General features: G+C 55.6%; 20 protein-coding genes and 2 pseudogenes. 10 read left to right on the plus strand and 12 right to left on the minus strand.

All coding sequences use genetic code 11. The features are described from left to right. Positions 1-39 precede the first annotated feature (39 nt). Together HU742_RS09850 and HU742_RS09855 are read left to right on the plus strand one after the other, a co-directional pair. The gene (locus HU742_RS09850) at positions 40-1,407 is read left to right on the plus strand and encodes a glutamine synthetase family protein (RefSeq protein WP_186642353.1); all 1,368 of its coding nucleotides are present in this window, start codon (positions 40-42) and stop codon (positions 1,405-1,407) included. Between the two features lie 72 nt (positions 1,408-1,479). Next, a complete protein-coding gene (locus tag HU742_RS09855; RefSeq protein ID WP_186642354.1) occupies positions 1,480-2,907 on the plus strand; it encodes an aldehyde dehydrogenase family protein in 1,428 nt (475 codons plus the stop codon). A gap of 562 nt (positions 2,908-3,469) precedes the next feature. On the opposite strand, the gene HU742_RS09860 is transcribed toward HU742_RS09855, so the two are convergent. After that, complete coding sequence (locus HU742_RS09860) at positions 3,470-4,081, minus strand: LbetaH domain-containing protein (RefSeq protein WP_186642355.1); 612 nt, start codon at positions 4,079-4,081, stop codon at positions 3,470-3,472. 127 nt (positions 4,082-4,208) lie between these two features. Next, positions 4,209-5,111: a bestrophin family protein gene (locus HU742_RS09865; protein ID WP_186642356.1), complete on the minus strand. Its 903-nt coding sequence runs from the start codon at positions 5,109-5,111 to the stop codon at positions 4,209-4,211. A 265-nt stretch (positions 5,112-5,376) separates the two neighbouring features. On the opposite strand from HU742_RS09865, the gene HU742_RS09870 reads away from it, so the two are divergent. Beyond that, positions 5,377-7,365, plus strand: coding sequence for a M10 family metallopeptidase C-terminal domain-containing protein (locus tag HU742_RS09870; protein ID WP_186642357.1), 1,989 nt, complete (start codon positions 5,377-5,379; stop codon positions 7,363-7,365). Positions 7,366-7,514: 149 nt separating this feature from the next. Here the strand turns inward: HU742_RS09870 and HU742_RS09875 are convergent, their stop codons facing one another. Then, on the minus strand, positions 7,515-8,861 hold the full coding sequence (locus HU742_RS09875) for an aspartate aminotransferase family protein (RefSeq protein ID WP_186642358.1): 1,347 nt from the start codon (positions 8,859-8,861) through the stop codon (positions 7,515-7,517). 732 nt (positions 8,862-9,593) lie between these two features. Here HU742_RS09875 and HU742_RS09880 point away from each other — a divergent pair. After that, positions 9,594-10,517: a LysR family transcriptional regulator gene (locus HU742_RS09880; RefSeq protein WP_186642359.1), complete on the plus strand. Its 924-nt coding sequence runs from the start codon at positions 9,594-9,596 to the stop codon at positions 10,515-10,517. A gap of 64 nt (positions 10,518-10,581) precedes the next feature. Here the strand turns inward: HU742_RS09880 and HU742_RS09885 are convergent. From HU742_RS09885 to HU742_RS09905, 5 genes and pseudogenes are all read right to left on the minus strand, one after another. After that, positions 10,582-12,053, minus strand: a pseudogene (locus tag HU742_RS09885) (aldehyde dehydrogenase family protein). Positions 12,054-12,180: 127 nt separating this feature from the next. Then, positions 12,181-13,590, minus strand: a complete 1,410-nt coding sequence (locus HU742_RS09890) for an APC family permease (protein ID WP_186642360.1) — start codon at positions 13,588-13,590, stop codon at positions 12,181-12,183. A 464-nt stretch (positions 13,591-14,054) separates the two neighbouring features. Beyond that, positions 14,055-14,630, minus strand: coding sequence for a c-type cytochrome (locus HU742_RS09895; protein ID WP_186642361.1), 576 nt, complete (start codon positions 14,628-14,630; stop codon positions 14,055-14,057). Then, a complete protein-coding gene (gene soxC / locus HU742_RS09900) occupies positions 14,617-15,924 on the minus strand; it encodes a sulfite dehydrogenase (protein ID WP_225923553.1) in 1,308 nt (435 codons plus the stop codon). The genes HU742_RS09895 and soxC overlap by 14 nt, the downstream gene beginning before the upstream one ends. Positions 15,925-16,108: 184 nt before the next feature. After that, complete coding sequence (locus HU742_RS09905; protein ID WP_025214418.1) at positions 16,109-16,726, minus strand: TetR/AcrR family transcriptional regulator; 618 nt, start codon at positions 16,724-16,726, stop codon at positions 16,109-16,111. A 192-nt stretch (positions 16,727-16,918) separates the two neighbouring features. On the opposite strand from HU742_RS09905, the gene HU742_RS09910 reads away from it, so the two are divergent. After that, positions 16,919-17,800, plus strand: coding sequence for a DMT family transporter (locus HU742_RS09910; protein WP_186642362.1), 882 nt, complete (start codon positions 16,919-16,921; stop codon positions 17,798-17,800). A 96-nt stretch (positions 17,801-17,896) separates the two neighbouring features. Here the strand turns inward: HU742_RS09910 and HU742_RS09915 are convergent, their stop codons facing one another. The 3 genes and pseudogenes from HU742_RS09915 to HU742_RS26960 all read right to left on the minus strand — a co-directional run. After that, on the minus strand, positions 17,897-18,748 hold the full coding sequence (locus HU742_RS09915) for a universal stress protein (protein WP_186642363.1): 852 nt from the start codon (positions 18,746-18,748) through the stop codon (positions 17,897-17,899). An 11-nt stretch (positions 18,749-18,759) separates the two neighbouring features. Then, positions 18,760-20,247, minus strand: coding sequence for a SulP family inorganic anion transporter (locus HU742_RS09920; protein WP_186642364.1), 1,488 nt, complete (start codon positions 20,245-20,247; stop codon positions 18,760-18,762). A 368-nt stretch (positions 20,248-20,615) separates the two neighbouring features. After that, positions 20,616-20,896, minus strand: a pseudogene (locus tag HU742_RS26960) (type II toxin-antitoxin system RelE/ParE family toxin); the annotation flags it as partial. Positions 20,897-21,027: 131 nt separating this feature from the next. Between HU742_RS26960 and HU742_RS09930 the strand changes: the two are divergent. After that, entirely contained in the window at positions 21,028-21,378 is a 351-nt protein-coding gene (locus tag HU742_RS09930; RefSeq protein WP_186642365.1) for an ArsR/SmtB family transcription factor, read from the plus strand. 37 nt (positions 21,379-21,415) lie between these two features. Beyond that, complete coding sequence (locus HU742_RS09935; RefSeq protein WP_186642366.1) at positions 21,416-22,486, plus strand: flavin-containing monooxygenase; 1,071 nt, start codon at positions 21,416-21,418, stop codon at positions 22,484-22,486. Between the two features lie 34 nt (positions 22,487-22,520). Here HU742_RS09935 and HU742_RS09940 read toward each other — a convergent pair whose 3' ends face one another. Further along, on the minus strand, positions 22,521-23,666 hold the full coding sequence (locus HU742_RS09940; RefSeq protein ID WP_186642367.1) for an MFS transporter: 1,146 nt from the start codon (positions 23,664-23,666) through the stop codon (positions 22,521-22,523). 195 nt (positions 23,667-23,861) lie between these two features. Here HU742_RS09940 and HU742_RS09945 point away from each other — a divergent pair, with 195 nt between their 5' ends. The 3 genes from HU742_RS09945 (at position 23,862) to HU742_RS09955 (ending at position 26,293) form a co-directional block, all read left to right on the plus strand. After that, positions 23,862-24,356, plus strand: a complete 495-nt coding sequence (locus tag HU742_RS09945; RefSeq protein WP_186642368.1) for a MarR family winged helix-turn-helix transcriptional regulator — start codon at positions 23,862-23,864, stop codon at positions 24,354-24,356. 63 nt (positions 24,357-24,419) lie between these two features. Further along, a complete protein-coding gene (locus tag HU742_RS09950) occupies positions 24,420-24,923 on the plus strand; it encodes an arsinothricin resistance N-acetyltransferase ArsN1 family A (RefSeq protein ID WP_186642369.1) in 504 nt (167 codons plus the stop codon). 14 nt (positions 24,924-24,937) lie between these two features. After that, positions 24,938-26,293, plus strand: a complete 1,356-nt coding sequence (locus HU742_RS09955; protein ID WP_186642370.1) for an FAD-dependent oxidoreductase — start codon at positions 24,938-24,940, stop codon at positions 26,291-26,293. Positions 26,294-26,342: the final 49 nt, after the last annotated feature.

The raw sequence follows: 26,342 nt of genomic DNA on the forward strand, positions 1-26,342 counted from the left end.
TACTGCCAAGGCGCTTGAATGAGCGCCAAGAGGTTTGACATGCAATTTTCTGATAGAAAAGAGGCCGAGGATTATCTCGCCGCACACCCTGAAGTGCTGAGCATCGAGTTGTTCCTGATCGACGCGAATGGCGTGCCACGGGGCAAACTGTTGCATCGTAACGAGCTGCTGGCGATCTATGAAAATGGTCGGCCACTGCCAAGCTCCATTCTTGCCTTGACCGTACAGGGTGAAGACGTGGACGAGACTGGCCTGGTCTGGGATGTCGCTGACGCTGATTGCTGGACCTATCCCTTGCCGGGGAGCCTGACCCTGCAACCCTGGCGCGCCCAACCAACCGGTCAAGTGCAGGTGAGCATGCACCCCACCCAGGGTCTTCCCGCCGCGCCCGTCGACCCGCGCCATGTACTGGTGAGCACCATCGAGCGGCTCAAAGCCGATGGCTTCCATCCGGTAATGGCCGTTGAGTTGGAGTTTTACCTGCTGGACCAACAGCGCGACGTCAACGGCCGACCGCAGCCGGCGCAGCAAACCAATGGCGTACGTCCGGTGGCTCCGCAGGTGTATGGCGTATACGAACTCGAACAGGTTCAACCGTTTCTTGATGACCTCTACGCAGCGTGCGCGCTGCAGGGCTTACCGGTGCGTACGGCGATCTCCGAGTATGCGCCGGGTCAGCTCGAGTTGACGCTGGAGCATCGTTTCGACGCACTCCAGGCCATCGATGAAGGCGTACGTTACAAACGCCTGGTCAAGGGTGTCGCCAACAAACACGGGCTGCAAGCGTGCTTCATGGCCAAGCCATTCAGCGATCAGGCCGGCAGCGGTCTGCACCTGCACGTCAGCCTGGCCGACGAGGAGGGCAACAACCTGTATGCGAGCGAAGATCCGCAGGGCACGCCGCTGTTGCGTCACTCCATTGGCGGGATGATGGCAACCTTGTTCGACTCGCTGGCGATCTTTTGCCCCCATGCCAACTCCTATCGCAGGTTTCAGACCGGCAGTTACGCGCCGCTGGCCAAAAGCTGGGGCGTCAACAATCGTACGGTGTCGTTCCGCGTGCCCGGTGGCCCTGCGATCAGTCGGCACATTGAACACCGCATTTGCGGTGCCGATGCCAACCCCTATCTCGCTGCTGCCGCGTTGCTGGCGGGCATTCACCACGGCATCACGCATCAGAGCGATCCTGGCGCTGCGATTGTGGGCAACGGCTATGAACAGGCGACCGATTTTTTACCCACCGACTGGCTGACCGCGTTGCAGGCACTGGAACGCTCTACCTGGGCTCGCGAGGCGCTGGGCGCTGAATTCCTCAAGGTGTACCTGGCGATCAAGTGGCGCGAGTTCCGTACCTTCAATGCCGAGGTCGGCGAGCAGGACTGGCGCTGGTACCTCACTCACGCATGAATGTCGCCCCGTCAGCGTGTCTTGAAACGGACCGCTGAGGGCACCTCTTTCCGAGTTATCCAGAGATAAACCATGAACCATGCGCTCAAGTTCTACATCGATGGCCAGTGGGTCGACACCCAGTCGGGCAACACCCTGGAGGTGATCGACCCTTCCACCGAGCAAGCCTTCATCAGCATCGCGGTGGGCAACGCGGCGGATGTGGACAGCGCGGTAAACGCTGCTGCCAGGGCCTTTCCCGCGTTCTCTGTAACCCCCGTCGGCGAACGCCTGGCACTGCTCAAAAACATCCTGCGGGTCTACAACCTGCGCTACGAAGACCTGGTCAAGGCCGTCAGCCAGGAGATGGGCGCGCCGTTGCATTTTGCCCGTGACTCACAAGTCTGGAGTGGCCGCGCGCACCTGGAGTCGACCATCAGTGCCCTGGAGACGTTCCAGTTCAACGAAGTGCACGGCATTACTCAGGTGATGCGTGAAGCCATCGGCGTCTGCGCCCTGATCACGCCCTGGAACTGGCCGCTGAACCAGATCGTCTGCAAGGTCGCGCCCGCCATTGCCGCCGGTTGCACCGTGGTGCTCAAACCCAGTGAGATCGCGCCTCTGACCGGCATCATCTTCGCCGAAATCATGCATGAGGCGGGCGTGCCGGCCGGGGTGTTCAACCTGCTTAACGGCACCGGGCCGGATGTGGGCCATTACATGGCCAGCCACCCGAAAGTCGATATGGTCTCGTTCACCGGTTCCACCCGCGCAGGTATTCTTGTCGCCAAGGCAGCGGCCGATACGGTTAAGCGCGTGGCTCAGGAGTTGGGCGGTAAATCGGCCAATATCCTGCTGGAAGACGCAGACTTTGATGTGGCGGTGGCCAAGGGGGTTAAGGGCTGCTTTTCGAACTCCGGGCAATCCTGCAATGCGCCGACCCGCATGCTGGTACCACGCGCGCAGCATGCCCGTGCCCTGCAGATTGCCAAAATAACCGCCGAGCAGCTGGTTACCGGCAACCCGCAGGAGGCCAGCACGAATCTCGGTCCGGTCATCAGCGACGCACAGTTCGCCAAGATTCAGAGCCTGATCGCCATCGGTATCGAGGAGGGCGCCACCTTGGTGACTGGCGGTCTGGGCCGTCCTGAGGGCCTGGACAAGGGCTACTATGTGCGACCCACCGTGTTCGGCGACGTGACCGCGCAGATGACCATTGCCCGCGAAGAAATCTTCGGCCCCGTGCTGTCGATCATTGCCTATGACAGCGAAGCGCAGGCCATCGAAATGGCCAACGACACCGTCTACGGCCTGGCCGCCTACATACAGTCCGGTAATATCGAGCATGCCCGCGCCGTTGCCAAACAGATGCGTGTCGGCTCGGTGTACCTGAATTACCCGGTCTGGGACACGCTCGCACCGTTTGGCGGCTACAAACAATCCGGCAATGGCCGCGAGTATGCGGGGTGGGGCATTCACGACTTTCTGGAAATCAAGGGCGTGGTCGGTTGGAGCGACTGACCACTGAACGGGCAACAGTTACGCCCTGAGCTGAACATGGGTCGTAACTGTTGCAGGGGGACACTTTATTTTCGGTAGTCTAAGCTCACCCTCAGGAGACTCATAATGTGCGCTATCGGCAATCAGCAATGTTCTCCATTGGCTGTGGGTAGAAGCCAATATCCTTGCGTAGAGTTACACCTTTTTTTGATCTTGAAATACTCTAAAAACAAGTCCAGAATTGAGTCCTTTCTTACTTCGGAAAGAAAATAAACCCCTTAGATTTCAATGAGTCGGACACCAGATACGAGTCTCGTTTCCCGCTCCCAAGATTCAGAAAAAAGCCACTGAGATGAGTGGCTTTTTTTGTGCCTGGGATTTCCTGATATCAATGGTTGTATGGCGATCGTCTGTTTTGTTTCTGCACTTACCCTACTGCTTGTGCCTCGAAAGAGTCGGTACGTTCTGCATCGCCCAATCGGGCGATGGAAAATTCGAGATTGGGAACGGGCCTAGGTTTATATGCGGTGGGCTTGGGCCGGTGGGGAGGGCGTTTTTGTGACGGTACCAACGGTTAAGAATGTTAATCGTAGGCGAACTGGTCGATCAATCCAAGACGAGGAACATATGTTTTTGGCCGCAATAAAGCGCCTGGAGCGATCACTGCGTTTGCGCCAATCTTGCAGCCATCACCCACCAGCGCTCCGAATTTGCTGACTCCTGTCTCGATCACATAATCTTCGTGGCGGATTTTTATATCAGCCCCGTCCAGTTCGTTACGATAGTTTGCGATGATCGCACCGGCTTCAACATTTACCGACTCGCCAATCAATGAGTCGCCAACGAAATTGAAGTGTGCAAGCTTGCTGCCATCCAGCATGAAGGTGCTTTTCAGCTCACAGCTGGGGCCAACAATGCAGTTTCTCCCGAGATACACACCTCCACGAAGGTACGCGCCCGTAGCTACGAAACAGCCCTCGCCGATGATCACTGCGCCCTTCAGTACGGCTCCTTGCTCAATGACGGCAGTTTCATGAACAGCAATATTGCCTTGACGCCGGTATCCCGCGCCAAGCGCTTCAAGCAATGCCAGGATCCGATTCTCGCAATCCTGAGCCACCGCCCAAGGGGCAGCAGAGCCCATGCCCAGCAATGGCCATTGCTTGATGTAATCATCGACTTTTGGTGATTTCATAAAAGATCTTCCGAAAAGTGAGCTTGGTTATGCCTGCCTTGCGCCCATTGGACGTAATCACGCGGATGTTGCGCCGGCGTTTTGATTCATTCGGGAGCCTTCACAAGCACAGCCGGTTCCCGATTGCTCAAGCGTTCTCTTTAAGCCCGCGCACATCACCCAAGGAATCGCGCTGCATCGACTGCAGGTTCTTTTCGATGGTTTCGCACAGCGCTTCCATCTGGATCTGATGTTCGCTGTGGCGAAACGGGCTCTGCAGATCGGTGCCGATGCGCTCGATTGCCAGCAGCATAAACCCAACCACGGTCGAAGCCAGCGGCGTGAACCAGCCCAGGGATTCCACCAGTCCAACCGGCACAATCAGGCAGAACAGCGAGATAAACAGCCGTGGAAAATACACATAAGGGTAGGGCAGCGGCGTATTCGCGATCCGCTCCATGCCGCCCTGACTGTTGGACAGGTCCACCAGCGTCGACTCAAGACGCGCCAGGCGAATACTGTCCAGGTGCCCGGCCTGGTATTCCCGCGCGAGCAAAGTCGCCGAGCCGGTGAGGATATCGTTGGCAAAGTTATTGGTCGTGCCACTGCGGGCAAACTCTTCGGCCGGAATAAAGGCGCGCACCTCCTCGGGACAAGGCTGGCCTTGCAGATGCGCGGCGAGGCAATTCACATAAGCGACGTGGCGGCGCAACAGGGTCGACTTGACCGGATTCACCTCGCTGTCGGCGTCGTCCAGCAGCGTCAGCACCTGACGGGCGAAGCTGCGTGAGTTGTTGATCATCGTCCCCCACAGCGTCCGCGCTTCCCACCAGCGGTTGTAAGCACTGCTGTTGCGGAAACTGATCAACACCACCAACGCCGAGCCGAGCAAGGTCAGCGGCATCAGCGGCAGGTTCAGCTTGGCGTTGAGAAATAGCATGAAGTCCACCGTGACGGCGATGTCCCAGAGCAACAACCAGAACAACGCCCAGCCCACATAGCCCATGGTCTTGACGATCAGACGGTAATTTTTGACGATGGCAGCTTTCAAACGGAACCTCGTGGCGAGCAGTTAGCTTAAACGCTTAAGCTCGGACGATGCTTGGGGGCAAAGGTTCGGTTGGCGCGGGAAGCATGACATTTTGGTCGATGTATGCGCAAAGGTCGAAATGTTGTTTGCCCACCTCAAAGGCATCCTGGAATTGGATCGCCTGCGACTACGATTCTTAATGGAAAGCGCAAGCATCAAGCCATAACGTCAATCAATGTGGACTAGAGTTATCCCCGTCTAAAACATGCTGAAAGAGGACTGTGAAATGGAAGATTCACTCCGCTCCCCCCAGAACTCGCCACTCAAGACGGGTCTGGTTACCGTAGGCTACACCGGTGTAGATGAGCCCGGTCGCATAGTGGCGGACGCCGATGGCTCTATCTGGTTCGCGGGGTACAGCTCATCCTATTCCTTCGATGATGATTATTGGGCGGCCGACTACCGGGCTACCCTGAGCAAGTTCAATCCTGACGGCACTGTCGATACGAGCTTCAGTGACGATGGCAAAAGCTTTTTAGGCCCTTACGTCAGCTATTGGTATGGCGGTGCTGCCGAGTTTGGCGGCGGGGCAGCGGTGCAGTTAGGTGGAAAGTACCTTGTGATCGACTCAGGCTCCAAGGCAACGGTATCGCGATTCAATATCGACGGTGCCCTTGATAAAAGCTTTGGCGAAGGTGGCAGGGTGGTTACCCCAGTGGGCGACGATGCGCAAAATGCAATCGCGGTGCTGGCAGACGGCAGCATCCTGGTAGGTTTTTCTGCTGTGGACGACGAAAGTTACACGGAAATTGCGCGCCTCACGCCAGACGGTGAAATCGACCTGAGCTTTGGCGGCGACGGGCGCCTGGAGATTGCTGGCGTAGGAAATTATTCTCCCTTCGGCTTGACGCTCCAGCAGGACGGCAAGGTTCTGTTGACTTCCACTCAAGGCATAGTCCGTGTGAACGCTGATGGAACATTGGACAAGGAATTTGATGTCGACGGCATCGCGTCCTATTCGAAGGGTTCCGCTTCAGGGGTCACCGTACAGGCCGACGGAAAGATTCTCGTCCTTGGCAGTTTCGAGAATGGGGCGGGCATTTATCGCCTCAATCCCGACGGCAGTCTCGATACTACCTTCGGTGGCAGTGGGCAGCTGGCCGACGGTTTCGCCGCGCCGGGCATCAGTGGAAGAGATGCCGTGGTGCTTGCTGACGGTCGAATCCTCGTTTCCGGAACAGTTTCCACCTTTGCTGATGGGACCAATCTTGGCATTATGCGGCTGGACCCGGATGGCAACCTTGATACAACCTTTGGGAATCCTGACGACGGCTACAGGCACCTTACCGGTGGTACAGCGGATAATCTGTTAGTAGGTACCCACTCCTACAACTATGCAATTTCAGGTGGAGCCGGCAACGATCTGATCGATGGCCGTGGTGGCCGCGACCTGCTCACCGGGGGTGAGGGCGATGACGTGTTCCGCTTCCAGTCGATGACGGACAGCTTCCGAACCGCTGATACTGCCTTTAGTGATCGAATCCGCGACTTCAATGCAGACGAGGATATGCTGGATCTTTCAGCGCTTGGTTTTACGGCGTTGGGTAATGGTCATGGGGGAACGCTTGCATTGAAGGTGAACGAGGAGGGCACGCGGACCTACCTGAAGAGCTACGATGCTGATCCCGACGGTCAGCGCTTCGAGCTTGTGTTTGATGGCGACCTCAGTCAACAGCTGGATGCAAACAACCTCCTCTTTACACCCGGCCTCTTGAGTGGAAGCGACGCCAACGATTCCCTCTTCGCGCACGGTTGGACAGAAACGCTTATGGGATTGGCAGGGAACGATACGTTGACCGGCAGCCTGGGAAATACCTCGCTTGATGGCGGCGCGGGACGGGATCTTTTAGTGGGGGGCGGTGGCATTGATGCGTTCCACTTCGGTTCAGTGAGCGACAGTTACCGGACGGACTCGGTAAATTCTGCAGATCGCATTTTTGGTTTCGAACAAGGCGTCGATAGGATTGACGTCTCGGCCCTGGGCTTCGTCGGCCTTGGGAGCGGTCACAACGGCACTCTTCAAGTCAGGACAAACGCGGATAACACGCTTACCTATCTCAGAAGCCTGGAGACCGATGAGTCAGGTGCCAGATTCGAGGTCACGCTGCAGGGTAGTTATCAGTTTCAGAGTGAGTCGTTCATTTTCGCTTCGACACACACTGGCATTGCGGAAATACAGCTGTTGGGTATGTCACCGGACTACACCCTGGCTTGATTCAGCGGACGAAAATTCAGGCCTCAAAGTGAGTAAAAAACATAGAGATGGCCGTATGAAAAAGAGGTTCAAGACTCTTTTCCTGGCTCTCGATACGCAGCAATCGTGCCGGCGTATCGAGGACCGGCGGGGCATGTGGCGATGGGATATTAATCCTTCGCGTAAATGAGATGAATAATGTCCTTAGTGGTTTCTATGAAGCCCTCGACATCTTCGTCTGTCATCGGAAGTGTGAGTCCCACTTGGCCGCGATGGACAGGATAGTAGCCACGTGTTGCCATTTCCAGTGCATAGATACCCATGCTGTTTTCGTCAATCTTATGCCAGTAGTCGCGGTGCGTATTAATGGTCTGACCGAGCTCTTTAGTGAACGCATAAGCGAATACTGAGAAGGAGCCGAAAACGGTAAATGGATATTTGGACGCTTTGGCCCAGGTATTCAGCTCAGATTTGATCTTCGCTGCCATTTCATTGAGTCGCGCATAAGCCCTCTCATCCATGGCTTTAAGGCAGGCAATGCCCGCCGCGCAGGCCAATGGATGACCATGGTGGGTGCCCGAGATCATGACCTGGTTTTCCTCGATGACCCGGAAAACCTCTCTGCTGCCGCCCACTGCGCCAATGGGTAGGCCGCCACCGATCATTTTGCCGAGGACCGTCAAATCCGGCTTGATTTGATACTCGCTTTGCAGCGCTTTGAAATTTGCACGGAGTGTGATGGTCTCATCAGCGATTAAGAGAATGCCCAGTTCCTTGGTAAGCGCCCGAAGCTTTTGCACGAAATCTTTATCAAGCTCTACAATCCCACCGGCGCAAGTCTGCAATTCCATAATCAAACACGCGATTTCTTCCGCGTTGCCACGGAGGATTTTTGCGCAAGAATCAAAATCATTTTGGGTCAGCACAATGACGTTGTCGCTTTTATACGCGGGAATTCCGGCAGAGTCTGGAAGAGCCTTTGGATGAGTATCTGGGCCAGGGAAATTGTTCGGGTCAGGGTGAGCGGAAATCGCGAGGTCATCGGAGAAACCGTGATATCCACCTTCAAATTTGGCAATCTTCTTACGCGCTGTATAGCCTCTTGCGATACGCACGGCACTCAAGCATGCCTCACTCGCAGAGCAAAAAAATTTAACCTGTTCAACAGAGTCAATGCGCTCGCAAATCAGTTTGGCAAGCGCGAGCTCGTGATTCGTAGGGTTCCCGAATGAGAACCCATTCGGTAGCGTTTCATGAATTGCATTTAAGATCGCAGGATGATTGTGGCCCAGTACATTGGTGGCGAAGTTATTATTGAGGTCGAGGAGTTTTTTACCTTCGACAGTATAAAGATATTGTGCTTCGCCCTTGTCGACGAAGATTGCATGCGGGCCATAGCCAAATGTGCGCCTGCTAAAACCTCCTGGAATATACTCCTTTCCTTTCGATGTTTGTTCCTTGGAAAGATTAAAGGCTTCAGAGAAATTTTTTAGCGATTGCTGGTAGTTAAGCTTCATGGCTATTTCCAAAGTGGCTTGAAATTATGGTTGCTTTGAATGGGTCCAGGCTTTTTAACAGGTTTGCGCATGGCTATTTTTTGAATTCAATACCAGAACTGCGGGTCGTGAAGCTCTATATGTTGCATCGTTGATGCAGCTTCTGTCCTGTGCATTTGACCAACGCTAAGGTCATCATATTTTCTCAATTAGTATCTGGGCAACGGTGATTTTTAGATCGCTTGATCAGGTTTCGTGATCGCTGGTACTGGCAAATAAATTCAACGGATTGAAAACTTGGTCGCTAAGGATATCCAGTCATCCTCAATGCTCGGAATCAAAGGAATATGGACAGGGATTAAAAAGTCTGCTGCATGGGCGGAAGAGCGCAGATGAGGTTGGGTTTGCCGTAGTGTTACCATGTGGAGACGCGTTGTTACCGAGTGCTTCCTACCTGCCCACGGGACGCACCAATTGAGGCGTTTTTGGGATTCTCAAAGAGTTGCGATTTCTTTATCGGCCCTACGACAGCCGGCGATCGCCGCATAGGCTCGTCAAGCATCATTGAGAACCCGTGAAGAGGTATTTTTTTAGTGAATTGCGCCATTGTGGAGCTTTTTTTAAGCTAATTAAGGCTCCCGTAAACCCACGGGTCGGGTAAGGCTTCGCTGTTCAACCGCTACGTCAAAAATTTGCATGAATTTTGCTGCGTATTGCTTTCCCAAATGTTCCGTGAGTAGAGGGTACCCCTCAATGGACACTAGACAACTTCTTTTAGCGACCAGGCTGGCTGAGACCCTTCATTTCGGTAAGGCTGCCGAGATTGAGAATATCGCTCAATCTGGTCTGAGCGCTCAAATTGCGAAACTTGAAAGCGAGTTAGGTTTCAAATTGTTTGAACGTACCAGTCACCGTGTTTCATTGACCCAGGCAGGTCAGAGGTTCATAGAACAAGTTCGAACACTATTGGGTAGCATGAACAATACGATCTTGGAGTGCCGTGCCCTTGCTGAAAACAGTCGGGGTGTTTTGAAGTTAGGTTTCTTCGGTGATGCAGCGGGCGAACTGACTCACCTTATCTTCACGCTCTTTCAGCAGAGCAATCCTGACATCCGGTTGGTATTTACTGAGCTGTCCATGACAAATCAAGTCCAGGCTCTGATCTCGGGCAAAGTGGATGCGGCCCTCGTCAGGCTACCGATTAACGATCCGCGTCTTGAGCTCGATGTGATGTTTGACGAGCCGCGAGTGGCTGCCGTACCGGCCAATCATGAAATGGCGCATGCCTCGATCCTTACAATCTCAGATCTGATTGAGCAACCGTTTGCAGTAGCGGGCGAGGGAGCGCCGGCCGAATGGGCCGCATACTGGAGTTTGGGCTCAGAGCGGCAGGAGGCTAGCCGGATTGGCGCGTATGTCCAATCGATTCCAGAGAGTTTGGCTGCGGTTGCCTATGGCGGCGCGTTTGATACCTTCCCACTTACCGCCACACGCTTGTTCAGTCACCCAGGCGTGCGCTATGTACCATTGGCTGACGCACCACGTAGCTCATTGGCTTTGGCAACACTTGCCGGCAACCGGTCGCCGGCTGTTAGATCGCTCCGACGCTGCGTGACAGAGACGCTTGAAAGTTCTCTTTCGTGTATTCCTGAGGCTCGGCGCTTCGAAGTGGCTTAACCGCTCGCGAACCCCAAGAGTGGGTTTTTGCCCCTCCAGTCAATTGGCCAACTGGAGGGTGTACTCAGAAGGGATAGTGGCGGGGTTGCCGCTGAACAGATACCCATTGAGTGGTGGTGAACTCTTCAATTGCCCAGTCACCGTTGAATCTTCCAAGGCCTGAGTTCTTCTCCCCACCAAATGGGACGTTAGGAGCATCTGCCACCGGCATGTCATTCACATGAGCCATGCCCGAATGGATGTGCCGTGCGAAATGAACACCTCGTTCAACGTCACCTGAAAAGACCGCGGCGCAAAGGCCAAAACGGGTAGCGTTAGCCAGTTCCAATGCATGATCGGCGTCCCTTGCGCGCATTATCCCGGCGATCGGCCCAAAAATTTCTTCGTAGGCCAACTCCATATCAGATGTCACCTCAGTGAAAACGTGCGGCGCCAATACCAGTCCTGCAGATTCGCCGGCATAAGCCAACGTTGCGCCTTCTGCCTTGGCTTGTTCGACCTTGCGTACCAATCCGTCGAACTGTTTTCGGTTGATGACGGGCCCAACCGAGGTTGCCGCATTTTTGGGATCGCCGATTATCAAGTCGCTCACGCGCTGGATAAACAGGGAAACGAACGAGTCGTAAATCGGCTCCTCCACAATAATTCTATTGATGGCCATGCAGATTTGGCCCTGATGCAGAAATTTGCCTACAACAGCCGCGTGAACTGCTTGCTTGAGATCCGCATCGGCGAGCACTACAAAGGGTTGTTACCGCCTAGTTCCAATGCCACATGTTTCAGGTATTCGCCGCTGCCTGCCTGGCGGGCAATGTTCTGGCCAATCGGCGTTGACCCAGTGAAGGAAATGAGGCTCGGTACTGGATGGAGCACAAAGTCATCTCCAATCTCCGAGCCAGCCCCCACTACGACACTGAGCACACCTTCTGGCAATCCGGCCTCTTCAAAGATGCGCGCAAGCAGCAAGCCTCCGGTGACTGGGGTATCGCTGGCAGGTTTCACAACTACAGCGTTACCGAGCGCCAATGCCGGGGCGAGTGATCGCTGGGTGAGATGGAATGGAAAGTTCCAAGGGCTAATCACTCCAACTACGCCGACTGGGCGTCGATATACTCGGCTTTCCTTGTTCGGCACATCGGACTCCACGATGCGACCATGAACCCGGCTTGGAAAGGAAGCCGCTTCCAAAGTGATAGCTTTCGCTGACGCCCATTCGATCTCAGCTTTTATGCGCGTACTTCCTGACTCGGAAATGATCCAATCAACCAATTCGTCATGGCGCTCATCAAAAATCCGAGCGGCTCCTAGCAGCACTTCGGCTCGCGCAGACGGCCCCGTGGCTGCCCAGCCGGGCTGTGCCGCTTGCGCTCTAGCATAAGCTTCGTTCAAGTCTTCCTTATTCGCCAACGGGATTTCGAGCAGGGGCTGCTGCGTGAAAGGATCACGAACAGTCATAGACCGTCCTGTTCGACCTTCCCGCCAAACGCCCCCTATCAGTTGCAGATTGAGGTCGCTATAAGGTTGATGGTTGTTCACGTTATTCTCCGAATTTATTGGCAAGGATGGAATCAACTCTGCGCCGCAGCCTTTGCGAGGTGGCTCCGCGATTAAAAGAACCACCTGTAACGGTTCGTTCAATTTGAACAGGGGGGAGGTTGTCGTTCTACGAAATGACCGGTGTGACAGGAAATTTCTCTTTAGCCCTGAGTCCGTTAATAACGCCCGCCAATGCGGCTATCACGACGAGCCAAGGCAGCAGAGTTGCGATACCTTCCTTAGCGCCAGTCAGCTCATCAAAATTCGCCACGGCGAGAACAACGGCAGTCGCCAGTCCGCATCCACCGAGTGTTGGGGCGACTACGCCTTGCCACCTGCTGCACTTTTGAGTCTTGAGAGTGAAACCGACGACAGCGGCGGCACCGAGGGTCTGTAGGGCCAGAACAGCGAGGGTGCCGAGCCCAACCATCCACAGATAGAGATGCTGGATCGGGTCGGCATTGGTGACGATGAATAATCCCACGGCTACAACGGTCGTGATTGAGAGCGCAACGCTAGCGACGTGTGGACTTGCGTGTTTGGGGTGTACTCGGCTGAGCTGTCGAGGTACGAAGTGATTGCGGGCCAATGCGAAAAGATAGCGACTGAGAGCGTTGTGGAAGGAGAGCAGGACCGCGAATACACTCGTGACTACCAGGATTTTCATGATTTCTGTGGAAAGGGCGCCGACGTACTGCGTGTTGGCATTAAACACAAAATTTATCATGTCAGCGCCGGCAACACTTTGGACGTCGCTATTTGAATAAGCCAGGCTGAGGCACCACGTTGTAAGCGTGTAAAAGATACCGATGATGGCAATGGCTACATACGTAGCAAGGGGAACGGTACGACTTGGGTTTTTCGCTTCTTCGCCGTAAAGGGTTGTGGACTCGAACCCTACAAAGCAACAAAACGCGAACATCAATGCCACCCCGAGACCAGGAGTAAATATCTGAGAAGGCATGAAGCCATTCCAGGAGAAACTCTTGGCTTCCGTTTGGGCGATGACTGCGATGTCAAAGACAAGCAGGATCAGGATCTCGAAAATCATCAGCACGCCTAACACCTTGGCTGACACCTTAACGTCCATGTAGCCGAAGATTCCTACCAGTCCGATTATGATGAGAGCTATGACGCGCCAGTCCACCCGCAGTCCTGCAATCGACATAGCAAGGTCTGCCCCGAAGGCAGCGAATTGGCCGTAAATGCCAGTCAACATAGCTATATAGGCAAGCAGTGCAATCCCGCCAGCAGCGTTGCCGGCTGGTCGCCCCAATCCGTGAGTCACTAGCTCGGCGAAGCCACCCGCACTGATCACATGGCGGCTCATGGCTGCAAATCCAATTGCAAACAGCAGCAATACCAGCGAGGCGATCAGATAGATACCAGGAGCGCCTGCACCTCCCATGGCAAAAACCACAGGGCCAGCACCCAGGGTGGCGCCGAGCGGGGCCGCCGCTGCAATTACAAAAAAGACGATGTCGGAGACACCTAAGGATTTGGGCTTAAGCCCAGGTTGTGTCGGCTCAATTTGCATACAGGCCTCCCCTTACAGCAAGACGGGATTTGAATTGTTATTGGTAGCCTGATTTTTCTCCCAGCGATTCACACTGGCAATCCTCAAACGCTGATCGTTCGATCATAGTCGGTGATTGAACCGACGCTTTTCTCGTTGGCGGTAATCACTCGCTAGTAAGTACAGGCCATGAGATACGTTTGCTCATCTAGGTTGCAGGTGCCTTGGTGCTTCCGTTGGAGTCCCGTGCTTACGAGCTCTACAGTCAGGGCGGCCATGTACTAAATGCTAAGGTCGAAGCAATATTTGCTGCGATGCACAGTGACGAAGTTACGCTACGACTGGGACGCGGGACGTTGGTTCTTCAAAGCGTGGACCCATGTAAGCGGTCGACCGTTGTTGCTGGCGAACTGGCGCGCTTCATCAGCAAAGCTCGTTGAGAAGAAACAGTTTATCGGCGAGTGGTTTTTACATTTTTTGACCCGTCAGTGAGCTTTCAAACAGTTCGACATACAGGCAACAGCCTTGCTGTCCGGTCTGTCATCGGTATAAAAACCGTCTCGATTCGGCATCTTTACATCCGCCAAGGTCGCTGCATCCACGGTCGCGTTGGCGTCCAGCAGCTTGTTCATGTGCAGGATGTAGCCGGTCACTGCGTAGACTTGTTCGTTGGACAATGACTGTGGCGCCTGGAAGGGCATGGCTCTGCGGATGTAGTCGAAAAGCGTCGTTGCATAGGGCCAATAGCTGCCGACTGTCTTGAGCGGTTTGTCAGTAGTCAGGGTTCCTTCGCCCCCCACCAACGCAGGACCGACGCCGCCTTCGAGCTTCACGCCATGGCAACTGACGCAGCTGTTCATGTAGACCTTTTCCCCGTCCGCCACCGTCGCGCGCCCTGGAGGCAAAGCCTTGCCGTCGGGCGCCACATCGATGTTCCAACTGGCGATCTGCGCGTCGGTAGCCTGAGTGCCCAAACCGTATTGGGATTGTGCCGAGGCATGGGTCAGCGCACAGGCGCAAAGCAAACCTATGAATAACGAACCACCTTTAAGCCCGTCCATTGGTCACCTCCCCATTGCTGGACACGCGCCACGGTTGCACCGAGTTGTTGTGGTAGAAAGAGACCTTGCCGCGTTCATCGATCAGCTGTTCCAGCATCGGCTGAACATATCCGGTTTCGTCGATGGCGCGGCTCATGATCATCAACTCTTGGCCGTTCCATTCGAAAGGCGCCCTGAAGGCGGTCAGCGCCTTGGTCAGAATGGGCTCCTGTAACCTGGCTTGCGTCCAGTTGTTGCCACCATCGACGGAAACGTCAACGCGGGTGATTTTGCCGTGGCCGCTCCAGGCGATGCCACGCATCTCATGCAGACCCTTGCGCGTCAGTTTCTGGGTGCCGGAAGGGTAGGTGACCAGCGATTTGCATTCCATGACAAAGGAAAATTTCCGGGCTTTGCCGTCGGCCATCAAGTCGGTGTATTTGGCAGTTTCTTCCCGGCTGTAGGCGGGCGCATCGGTGACATGAAGTCGGCGTAGCCATTTGATGTGGGTATTGCCCTCGTAGCCGGGGACAAACAGGCGCAGCGGGTAGCCCTGTTCCGGCCTTAGACGCTCGCCGTTCTGGCTGTAGACAACCATCACATCGTCCAGGCATTTCTCGATGGGAATGCTGCGTGTCATTGCCGCGCCGTCCGCACCTTCGGCAATGATCCACTTGGCTTGCGGTTTGAGCCCGGCTTCATCCAGCAGGGTCTTCAGGGTAACGCCAGTCCACTCAGCACAACTCACCAGGCCACTGACTTCGGCGGCGGTTTTGCCCCAGGGAGGTAGAAACGATGGGTTGCCCGAACACTCCATGAAGTGCACGCGTGACACGGCGGGGAACTGGCGTATCTCGTCCACGGTAAAGATCAAGGCGTTTTCGGTGAGGCCGTGGATCACCAGCCGGTGTTGCGCCGGATCGATTTGCGGGACGCCCGCGTGATGGCGCTCATAGAACAGGCCGTTCGGGGTAATGATGCCGTCCAACTCTTGAAGTGGCGAGGTGCTGTAGGCGGACATCGTGTCCTTCAGGCCGGGATATAAATTCCTGACCGCTTTGGTTTCGAACGTTGAAGGTTTGCCATAAGGGCTTGCCGTGGGGGTGCCAAGGCTACGGGTCCATTGCGGGACTTCAAGGGGCAGGTTCGGATCAAGAGGGGCGACGTTGGTCGTCTCTGCGTTGACCAGGTCGCTATCGCCCAGAGCAAAGGCAGCAGTACCGATAACGGCCCCGCTTTTAATCAAGAAATCCCTGCGAGCCAAAGATGTTTGAGGCATGTCTTGCTTGGCGGGGACCATGGATTTTTTTGTCATTGTTGTTCCCTCTGATTCCTTTGTCGGGCTGGACCCAACGGCGACTCTACAGACCGATCGGTCGGTCTGTAGGTAAGCCTAGAACGAAAAACGCGCGTGGTCCAGTCGCAAGGACGACCATCGGTGATGGCGGGTGAATGAGGGGGGGAGGAAAGCGGCGCACTTGAAGCGCCGCTGATGACAGTCAAGCCGGGCGCGGCTCAACCTTCAGTCCGGGCAGGAGGGTGTCGCAAAAGAACGTCGCGATGGATTCCGGAGAGCGCGGGCCACCGGGCTTGATCCACAAGTAGCTGTAGTGGTGGATGCCAAGAATAGCCTTCACGGCTAACGAGTCAGATGTGCGGAAGGTCCCCTCGCTCACGCCAGCCTTGAGGATATTCGACCAGAGCTTTTCATACTGCCGGTGCAGGTCGAGCAATTCAGTCTGGCGCTCGCCAATGACCGAATACACTTCTCGAAAACACACCGTCATTTCGGCCAGGTGGGTGACAATCGTGCGCATCACGATGGCCGAGAATTGGCGAAATTTATCTTCTGCAGGCTGGTCGCTCTCGCACAGGGGCGTACCTTCTGCGATGAGCACTCGCAAATACCGGCTGGTGATTTCGAACAGCAATTCTTCCTTGCTGCCGATGTGGTAATACAGCGCGCCTCGAGCCAGGCCAGTGGCTTTTTCCAACTCAGCCATGCCGGTTGCGTGAAACCCGCGCGTCGAGAACAGCTGCGCAGCGATCTTCAGTATCCGCTCCTTAGTGCTTGTTTCAGCAGGTTCGGCAGCGACGACGGCGTTCTTTTTTCCCATGGGTCAATTCCAACCGGTTGAGCGCCAATCATACCCATGCGTGCGCGGTGAAGGATACAGACGGGCGAAGCTCATCCCATGGTTGCAGGAAGATAGTTGTATTGACCGATCGGTACAGAGGCGTTTAACGTGTTTTTAAGGGCGCGGTGGCGTCAAGAGTTCTGAGAGCCTGCCTAGGCATTGGGATCGACCATGACAATAAGCAACCCCGTAACGAAGGCGTCCAGCTCGTCAGCCTCGGCAAGATTGATCGCGATGATCTGTTTCGCCATGCTCGCCTTTGCCGCGAACTCCTTGCTGTGCCGCCTGGCGCTTAAGCACACCGACATTGATGCTGCGAGTTTCAGCGTTGTCCGGCTGGCCAGCGGGGCCTTGGTGTTATGGCTGTTGTGTGCCTTGAGGCGGACCTCAACCATAGGCAAAGGCAGTTGGCAGGGGGCCGCTGCCTTGTTCGTTTACGTCTTTGCTTTTTCCTTCGCGTACCGTCATTTGGAGACCGGGACGGGGGCATTGCTGCTGTTTGGCGCGGTTCAGCTGAGCATGGTTCTGTACGGCATGTTCAAAGGCGAGCGGATGCACACGTTGGCAGTCGTTGGGTTTGTGCTGGCGATTGCTGGCTTGGTCAGTCTGCTGCTTCCAGGTGCCGCAGCACCTGACCCCGTTAGCGCACTCACGATGCTGTTATCGGGGGTGGCATGGGGGATCTATTCACTGCTTGGCAAAACTGTCGCCGATCCGCTGGCAACCACAGCCGGCAATTTTCTGCGCTCGATTCCCCTGGTCTTGGTTGCAAGTTTGCCGTTTCTCTCAGAGCTGCGTTGGGATCTGCTGGGAGTATTTTATGCGGTTCTTTCCGGCGCGCTGGCGTCGGGCGTTGGCTACGCGGTCTGGTACGTCGCGGTGCGTTATCTTGCAGCGTTTCAAGCCGCGACGGTGCAGTTGAGCGTGCCCATCCTGGCTTCGCTGGCTGGTATCGTTTTTCTGGGGGAAAGCCTTAGCGTAAGGATGGTGTTGGCATCCGCCGCTGTGCTGGGGGGTGTTGCGTTGGTGCTGGGCAGCAAACAGCCCGGCTAGTCGAACAGGTCTACGCGATGCTCGCGCTTTGCGTGATATCGCCAGGGATCAGATAACCACAGTATTTCAGGGTATTGAAATACTGTGGTCGACTCTTCAGCGAAGCAGCAGTACCGGGAGCGCAGTCGTTCGAAGCATCGTCGTAGTCGTACTGCCCACCAGGAACTGCCTGATACGCGAGTGTCCGTACGCGCCCATTACTAGCAGGTCAATCATGTGCTCGGCTTGATAGGCATGCAGAACCGTCTCTACCTCACCTGTCAGGATCTCGGCTTGAACCTTCAGGCCAGACGAGACCAGTGTGCATCGTGCTTTCTCCAGCTCTTTTCGGTTGTCCTCAGAATCCGCTCCAACCATAACGATATGAACCGACAGACCTGTGCACAGCGTGCTTGAAGCAAGCATCTCTACGGTCTTATGAGCCGTGGCGCTCCCGTCAAATGCCAGCATGACTTTTCCAGGTTTTTTAAAGTGGCTGGCGGTGATCAGGATGGGACGGTGGATTGCACGGACAACGGCTTCAATCTGGCTGCCAAGACTATTAGCGCCTTGCTTACTGTCTTCACCCACTCGCCCAATCACCAGCAGACGGATGTCGTCCTGGAGGCAGCTCAGGCTTTCGACGAGGTGGCCATGTCGCTGTTTCAGATCAGGCGCTACCGCACCGGAGGCGATCATCCGCTCTTGGGCCATTTCAAGCAGGTGCTGGCCATGCTCCAGGGCGAGCTTTGCACGCCGGGCATCCAGTGTGGCCAGCTCCTCCAGCAAATGCTCTCTGCTACCCAGGCCGATGTTGCCGCTGAGATCGGCTGACGCCGGGTATTTTTCTTGGTCTAGAACATGGAGCAGTGTCAGCGGCGCATTAAGCCGTTGCGATGCCCATGCTGCGTAGTCGCTGACCGCCGGCGAGGAGGGTGAGCTATCAATGCATGCCATTACGTGAGTCATTTTTGGTCTCCTTAGTGGCTCATGAGTTTGTCGATGGCGTCAGGTTTGTCATGCACGCCAAAGCGGTCAACAATTGTGGCGCTGGCCTCATTCAGGCCCAGCACTTCAACCTCGGCACCTTCGCGACGGAACTTGATCACCACTTTATCCAGCGCTGCGACGGCGGTGATGTCCCAGAAATGCGCCTGTGTAAGATCGATGGTGATCTTGTTGAGCGCTTCCTTGAAATCAAAAGCTTCGGTGAACTTGTCTGCCGAACTGAAGAATACTTGGCCCACCACGCGATATGTCCGATGGGACGGTGCCTCCTCAAGCGTGCTCTTGATCTCCAGGTAGTGTCCGACTTTGTTGGCGAAGAACAGCGCAGCCAACAGCACGCCTACCAGTACGCCAAAGGCCAAGTTATGCGTTGCCACGACGACTACAACCGTCGCGACCATGACGAGATTGGTCGACAGCGGATGCTCTTTCAAATTACGCAGGGAATCCCAACTGAAGGTCCCGATAGACACCATGATCATCACTGCGACAAGTGCAGCCATCGGTATCTTGGAGAGCCATTCGCCGAGGAATACCACCATCAGCAGCAAGAAAATACCCGCGCACAATGTCGAGAGACGTGTGCGACCACCGGATTTTACGTTGATGATCGACTGGCCGATCATGGCGCAACCCGCCATGCCGCCGAGCATCCCGGCAGCGATGTTGGCAATGCCTTGGCCCTTGCACTCCCGATTTTTGTTGCTAGTGGTATCGGTCAGGTCATCGACGATGGTCGCCGTCATCATGGACTCCAACAGGCCCACGACGGCCAGCGCGGCAGAGTAGGGGAAGATGATGCGCAGGGTTTCAAAGTTCAGCGGGACGTCAGGCCACAGAAAAATCGGCAGTGTGTCCGGCAGTTGGCCCATGTCACCTACGGTGCGGATATCCAGGCCCAGATAAATCGCAACCGCCGTCAGGGTCAGGATGCATACCAGCGGTGAAGGGATCAGCTTGCCGATCTTCGGTACGTAAGGGAACAGGTAGATGATCCCGAGGCCCGCTGCGGTCATGGCGTAGACGTGCCAGGAGACATTCGTAAGTTCGGGCAACTGCGCCATGAAAATCAGGATCGCCAGTGCGTTTACGAAACCGGTGACTACCGAACGTGAAACAAAGCGCATCAACGAGCCAAGCTTCAGGTAACCGGCAAGGATTTGAAGTACGCCACATAGCAGAGTCGCGGCCAGCAGGTACTGTAGTCCATGCTCTTTTACCAGCGTAACCATCAGCAGTGCCATGGCGCCGGTCGCCGCTGAGATCATTCCGGGGCGCCCGCCGACAAAAGCGATGACAGCACAGATACAGAAGGAGGCGTAGAGACCGACCTTGGGGTCGACGCCGGCGATGATGGAAAAAGCGATGGCTTCCGGGATCAGCGCGAGTGCGACCACCAGTCCCGCGAGCGCATCGCCACGGACGTTGGACAGCCACGTTTGTTTAAGTGTTTGCAGCATAGAAATATCCAAGGCAAAGCATCGCGCACGCCAAAGGAAGGCGAGCGAATTGATGCAAATTCAAATTTTGAGGATTTTTGCTGTGTGCTTAAGGTGTAGAACCAGGCGTACAGCAGTGCGCACCCGCGAGCGAAGCTAGCGGAAGCAAGGTGTTGTGAGGGGGCGTAGCGCTAAGGCGGCGTAGGCTGCCAGTAGATCGTTTGGAGTACAGTCATGCTGATGTTCCTGTAGCTCAAGGGTATGCGGATCCGGAGTATACAATGAAGCCGCCGGCGATTGCGACTCGGCTGACCGCAAGGGCGCTCGGGTTGAAATGTAGAGGAGGGTGCTCTAGCTCCGCTGACCATGGCCGGTAAAGCTATGACTTGTTAGGTCGGTGATTGGTCGCTAGGCAAGTGCAACTGCGCGTCCATGGCGTCATGAAGAAGTCGGACGACCTCGATCACGTCGTCGCTCGCCACACGATAAAATACGACATGACGTGGGTTTTTGGCCGTCTCATGGGCGTGTTTGGCCTGCTGACGTGAATAGATGAGGTGATAGCTGCGAAGACCCGGTGCAGCTCATTGCGTTCATTGCTGCCAATGCAATAGGGTATGCCGGCGATTGCTTGCAGCGCGGTGAGGATCAGCGCCTGGGTGCTCCGCCTTCTAGAGCAACGTACTCTTCCATGGTCAGAAATTGCGAAACGATGTTTCAACGCAATCCACCCCAAGCTGACCGTCGGGCACTTCTTCGGCAAGTTGACGTGTGTATTAGCGTGCACATATAGTCCCGCACATGACAAACCCAACCTCTACACGTACCTGTGCAATTGATGCTGCTATCGACTCTCTCGATGGAGCCTTCTTCAAGGCTCTGTGCGAGCCGTCGCGGGTAGCTGTGCTCAAGCGAGTCATGCAACTGGGGCGAGCGGATATCGCCGAGATTGCCGAAGGGCTGCCTCAAGAGCGTTCAGTGGTATCCCGACATCTGCAAGTGCTGTTAGAGGCGGGCATCGTCCGTGCTACGAAGGTCAGTCGGCAGATGTTCTATGAGGTGGATGGACCGGCGGTGGTGACACGGCTCGAAGCCATTCTCCGGCACATGAAGAGTCTGGCCCCGTTTTGCTGCCCTGGTGCACCAAAGTAGTTTTTATTTATCTGTATATATGCATGGATGTGCACATATGAACGTAGTTAACGAGTCCACGGATGTCATCGTTGTTGGTGCGGGCCAAGCTGGGCTCGCGTGCGGTTGGCATCTGCAGCAGCAGAACCTCAGGTTTCTTATCCTGGATGCCGAGAGCCAGCCAGGTGGAAATTGGCGCAATTATTACGACAACCTGAGACTTTTTTCCCCTGCTGCTTACTCATCGTTACCCGGAATGCCATTTCCGGCGCACGCCAAGCATTACCCGCTACGCGATGAAGTCATACGTTATCTGGAGCAGTACGCGGACGCTTTCCAGCTACCCATCCGGCAGAACATACGCGTCCAGAACGTGCGCAGGGAGGATGGACTATTTTTGCTTCACACATCGGATGGCCAGTGTTTCCGCTCAAAAGCATTGATCGTTTGCACAGGTGGATTCAATCAGCCTTTCATCCCTGACATTCCAGGGCTGGGAAGTTTTCGCGGGCAACGTTTACACAGTGCGGATTACCGAAATGTCGACGGCTTCGGTGATCAACGCGTCGTGGTCATCGGTGCGGCCAACTCTGCTGTACAAATTGCCCATGAATTGGCTCAAGTCAGCCGAGTCGTATTGGCAACGAGGGAATCGATTCGGTTTTTTCCGCGAAAAGTCCTCGGTGTGGATTTCCATGCTTGGCTCAAGTGGACAGGACTGGAGAAGACTCGTTGGTTGAATGATCAAAGTACCCCTGTGCTGGATGACGGCACCTATCGTCGAGCCATGAAGCGGGGAGTTTTTGAACGCAAACCAATGTTCACGCAGGTAACGCCAACGGGCGTTATCTGGGCTGATGGGCAGCATGCTGAGGTGGACAGTCTGATTTTTGCGACAGGGTTTCGTCCGAATCTTGGTTTTTTGGCAGGTCTGCACGTGGCGGGAAACGAAACTCTGACTCAACGCAACGGAGAGGCGGAGCATGTGCCGGGTTTGTATTTCGTGGGATTACCGAAGCAGCGCAATTTTGCCTCGGCCACCCTTAGAGGCGTTGGGCCAGATGCTTCTCACATCATCCCCAGTTTGATGCGCTACATCGGCAATGCATCGCACCCCGTGTTCGCTTGATGCCAGGAATCAGTTTTCCCGCTCAGCACCGCGTCTACATGTCTTTTTGTGTAGTTGGCAGGCGCCAAGTGGCGATGAAGCACAGCAACAGAAGCCCGCACATCACGCTTAGCAGAACTGATGCTCCGAAGCTGTCCAGAACGTAAGCGGCGGCGATGGGGCCGCAGGCTTGGGCGACCAGGACGGGTCTTGCGAGCAGTCCCATTCGTACGCCATACCCTTGAGGCCCGAACAGCGCCAAGGGGAGGGTACCGCGAGCGATGGTGAGGATGCCGTTACCGGCGCCGTAAAATGCTATCGCCACAAAGGCCAGCCAGGGCAGGCCTGCAATCAGCAGCCCAAGCCCAATCAAACACAGCAACACACCGGCCCGTGCGGACCAGGTTGGATGGAGGTGCCTGCCTACGGAAAACTCCGCCACCCGTGCCAAAACTTGCGCAGGACCAATCACCATGCCGATGGCTAAGGCCACGGCAGTCGCGATGCCCAATTGCTTGAGGACATTGAGCAGGTGTACTGAGATACCTGATACGACCAGCGCCAGAACCGTCAGCATGGCGGCAATCAGCAAAAACAATTGGTGGGTGGCACTAGGGCGAAGCTCGGATGCATTGGGTGATTCTACTGCTACGGGGTGGGGCGGTTGCTTTGTGCTTCCAGGAATCAACAACGCATGGATGGGCAATCCGATCAGCAGATGAGTTGCGGCGAGGGTAAGGCAGGCGTTTCGCCAGCCGATCCAACTCTCCAGTCCCGCAATCACCGGCCAACCTAGGGTGCTGGCGAAGCCACCCAATAAGGTCAGCCCGGTGACTGACGTTCGAGCCGACTCGCCGAAAAGTCGGCCCAAGGTTGAGAAGGCGGCGTCGTATAGGCCTGCCGCCATGGCAACGCCGATCAGAGTCCAGGCGACATAGTAGGTGGCAATGTTGTCCGCGAGTCCCATCAATAGCATGCCGAGAGCCAGCAGCAGCGAACTGGCGGCCAGGACAGAGCGCCCACCACGGCGGTCAATCTGACGACCAACGGCCGGCGAGGACGCTCCCGCCACCAGCAACCCCCAGGACAGGCCGCCCACCACACTGGTGATGGACCATCCCGTCTCTTTGGCTATCGGAGACGCAAGCACCGCCGGCAAGTAGTAGGTCGAACCCCAGGCAAGAATCTGGGTGAACCCCATGGCCCACACGAGCCTGGAGCGATTGATCGGAGGATGAATCTGCTCTGGAAGCGTCACAGCGGGTACGTCCATATTTTTGTTGTTAGTAACAACAAGCTAGCGCCTTCCTCTGGCTATCGTCAATCGAGATATCAGTGTTGACGATTTCCAGGAATCAGGCTTACTGTTGTGACTGACAACTAATTTGTGACGATTATGGCAAAGCGTAAAAATGACCCGCTGACTCAGGATGCCGAGGAATTGTATGAGGCGTTGAACCAGTTGGTGCGTGTGTACCAGTTTCGGGATCGGGATCGGATCTGCTGCTACGACGTATCGGTAACCCAATGTTATGCCGTCGAGACGCTGGTCAAGAAGGGCGCTCTGCGCCTTCAGGTGTTGGCAGAAGAAATGTTCTTGGACAAAAGCACGGCAAGCCGTGTGGTAGATACCCTGGAACGCAAAGGGTATGTGTCCCGCGTTGAGGATGATGAGGATCGGCGTGCAGTACGAATCCAGGCAACGGATGCTGGACGTGAGTTATACGAGAAAATCAGGACTGACCTGATTGCCGAGGAGCGAGGGATGATCGAGAACCTCTCGGCTGAAGCCAGGCAAGGAGCGCTGAGTTTGCTCAGGCAGATTACACGGGCCACGGAGATTCGCTGCGGGCTCGCGAGTGACTGCTGCCCAGCCGTGAAGAAGGATTGAAAGGGGAGCGCTTCCCTTTTTTTGCCAATAATGTTGTTACTACCAACTCAATGGGGCTCCCAAATGCGAGTTCGTTCAGCTGAACCCAACGACACAGTTTCAATTGCGGCCATCTACAACCAGGGAATCGAAGAACGCAGCTCTACGTTCGAAACGACACCTCGAAGCCCGGCAGACATGCTTGAACGCATCAACTCTATTGAGCGTTATCCGGTGTTGGTCATGGTCGATGAGGCGGATCAGGTTGTTGGGTGGGCTGGGCTCAGTAGTTACCGCGCTCGCGCCTGTTACGACGGCATTGCGGACTTTTCCATCTACCTGGATAGCAGTATTCGCGGTCAGGGACTCGGCAAGCAGTTACTTCAGTCATTGTTGAAAGAAGCCGAAACGCACGGATTCTGGAAAGTCCTTTCACGCATTTTTACCTTCAATCACGCCAGCCTCGCTTTGTGCGCAGCCTGCGGTTTCCGCCAGGTGGGGGTGTATGAAAAACACGCTTGTCTCGAAGGTCGCTGGCTCGACTGCGCGATTGTCGAACGCCTGTTTCCGATCAATCAGCCAGCCTGAAGAAGGACTCAAACATGGAGAACAATCAACTTCCGGTCGCCATCATTGGCGCGGGTCCAGTGGGCCTTGCCGCCGCCGCTCACCTGCTGGCCAGAGGTCTCACACCGCTGATTCTGGAAGCTGGCCCGAAAGCCGGGTCCAGTATTGAAGAATGGGCGCACGTGAAGATGTTTTCTCCATGGCAGTTCAACGTGGACAAGGAGGCGGCCAAGCTTTTGCTCGCCAATGGTTGGATTCCACCACCGGAAAACGAGTATCCAACGGGCCGTGAACTGTTGGACCGATTTGTTCGACCGCTCGCGGACCTGGACCAGATCAAGCGTCACTTGCAGCTCAAGACCCGTGTTCTGGCGGTCACGCGCCTCGGTCAGGATGTGATGAAGACCCAGGGCAGATCGGCAGCGCCTTTTTTACTGCGTGTCGCAGGAGCAGCGGGTGAACAAGATGTGCTGGCCCGCGCTGTCATTGATGCCTCGGGCACCTACCTGACACCCAACTGGATGGGCGCCCATGGCATCCCTGCTTTAGGCGAGATTGAGCATGCAGCGCACATTACGTACGGCATTCCGCAGGTATTGGGGCGCGCCAGGAATCGTTATGCCAACAAAAGAGTGCTGGTGGTAGGTGGTGGTCACTCCGCGTTCAACGCCCTTCAGGATCTGGTGCGACTGACTCAGGAGGCGCCGCAAACCAAAGTGCTCTGGGCGATCCGGGGTAACTCTCTTGAGCGCATTCTGGGTGGCGGTGCACATGACCAATTGGAAGAGCGCGGAAAGCTCGGCCTGAAGATTCGCCGGTTATTGGATGACGGCGTGATCGAGCTGTTCAGGAACGTCGCTATCGATCAGATTGCCGGCGATGGCCAGGGAGTGGTCGTGAAGGCGAGAGGGCAGTTACTTCCACCCTCGGACGAGCTGATTGTGGCGACTGGATTCCGCCCTGACATGAGCCTGCTCAGCGAGCTACGTATCGCACTCGATCCTGCGACCCAAAGCCCAGTGGTGCTCGCACCAATGATTGATCCCAACGAGCACAGCTGCGGTACGGTCAGGCCCCATGGCGCGGTAGAGCTGTCGCATCCCGAGGAAGGCTTGTTCATTGTGGGAATGAAAAGCTATGGCCGAGCACCAACGTTTTTGTTGATGACGGGCTATGAGCAGATACGGTCTGTTGTCGCGGCATTGGCCGGCGATTGGGATGCGGCCAAAAGGGTTGAGCTGGTCCTTCCGGAGACTGGCATTTGCAACTCGAACTTCGATGAGGCTGATGATCGATCGGAGGTTTCGCCAGTTCAGCGCTCTTGTTGTGGGGCTGGAGGCGACGCGGTTGAAGTTGCTTCTCGGGCCTCGCCTGGTTGTTGCAAAGGCTAGCATCCATCTACCGGATCCACCCCTTGTTTCAGGGTGGATCCGGGTAGCT

Source organism: Pseudomonas marvdashtae, assembly GCF_014268655.2.
Lineage (GTDB): Bacteria > Pseudomonadota > Gammaproteobacteria > Pseudomonadales > Pseudomonadaceae > Aquipseudomonas > Aquipseudomonas marvdashtae.

Coding starts and splice junctions, on each gene's coding strand:
- HU742_RS09955 (WP_186642370.1), top strand. CDS start 24,938: ATGGAGAACAATCAACTTCCGGTCGCCATCATTGGCGCGGGTCCAGTG.
- HU742_RS09880 (WP_186642359.1), top strand. CDS start 9,594: ATGGACACTAGACAACTTCTTTTAGCGACCAGGCTGGCTGAGACCCTT.
- HU742_RS09940 (WP_186642367.1), bottom strand. CDS start 23,666: ATGGGGTTCACCCAGATTCTTGCCTGGGGTTCGACCTACTACTTGCCG.
- HU742_RS09870 (WP_186642357.1), top strand. CDS start 5,377: ATGGAAGATTCACTCCGCTCCCCCCAGAACTCGCCACTCAAGACGGGT.
- HU742_RS09860 (WP_186642355.1), bottom strand. CDS start 4,081: ATGAAATCACCAAAAGTCGATGATTACATCAAGCAATGGCCATTGCTG.
- HU742_RS09890 (WP_186642360.1), bottom strand. CDS start 13,590: ATGCAAATTGAGCCGACACAACCTGGGCTTAAGCCCAAATCCTTAGGT.
- HU742_RS09930 (WP_186642365.1), top strand. CDS start 21,028: ATGACAAACCCAACCTCTACACGTACCTGTGCAATTGATGCTGCTATC.
- HU742_RS09855 (WP_186642354.1), top strand. CDS start 1,480: ATGAACCATGCGCTCAAGTTCTACATCGATGGCCAGTGGGTCGACACC.
- HU742_RS09945 (WP_186642368.1), top strand. CDS start 23,862: ATGGCAAAGCGTAAAAATGACCCGCTGACTCAGGATGCCGAGGAATTG.
- HU742_RS09920 (WP_186642364.1), bottom strand. CDS start 20,247: ATGCTGCAAACACTTAAACAAACGTGGCTGTCCAACGTCCGTGGCGAT.
- HU742_RS09950 (WP_186642369.1), top strand. CDS start 24,420: ATGCGAGTTCGTTCAGCTGAACCCAACGACACAGTTTCAATTGCGGCC.
- HU742_RS09875 (WP_186642358.1), bottom strand. CDS start 8,861: ATGAAGCTTAACTACCAGCAATCGCTAAAAAATTTCTCTGAAGCCTTT.
- HU742_RS09910 (WP_186642362.1), top strand. CDS start 16,919: ATGACAATAAGCAACCCCGTAACGAAGGCGTCCAGCTCGTCAGCCTCG.
- HU742_RS09915 (WP_186642363.1), bottom strand. CDS start 18,748: ATGACTCACGTAATGGCATGCATTGATAGCTCACCCTCCTCGCCGGCG.
- soxC (WP_225923553.1), bottom strand. CDS start 15,924: ATGACAAAAAAATCCATGGTCCCCGCCAAGCAAGACATGCCTCAAACA.
- HU742_RS09895 (WP_186642361.1), bottom strand. CDS start 14,630: ATGGACGGGCTTAAAGGTGGTTCGTTATTCATAGGTTTGCTTTGCGCC.
- HU742_RS09935 (WP_186642366.1), top strand. CDS start 21,416: ATGAACGTAGTTAACGAGTCCACGGATGTCATCGTTGTTGGTGCGGGC.
- HU742_RS09850 (WP_186642353.1), top strand. CDS start 40: ATGCAATTTTCTGATAGAAAAGAGGCCGAGGATTATCTCGCCGCACAC.
- HU742_RS09905 (WP_025214418.1), bottom strand. CDS start 16,726: ATGGGAAAAAAGAACGCCGTCGTCGCTGCCGAACCTGCTGAAACAAGC.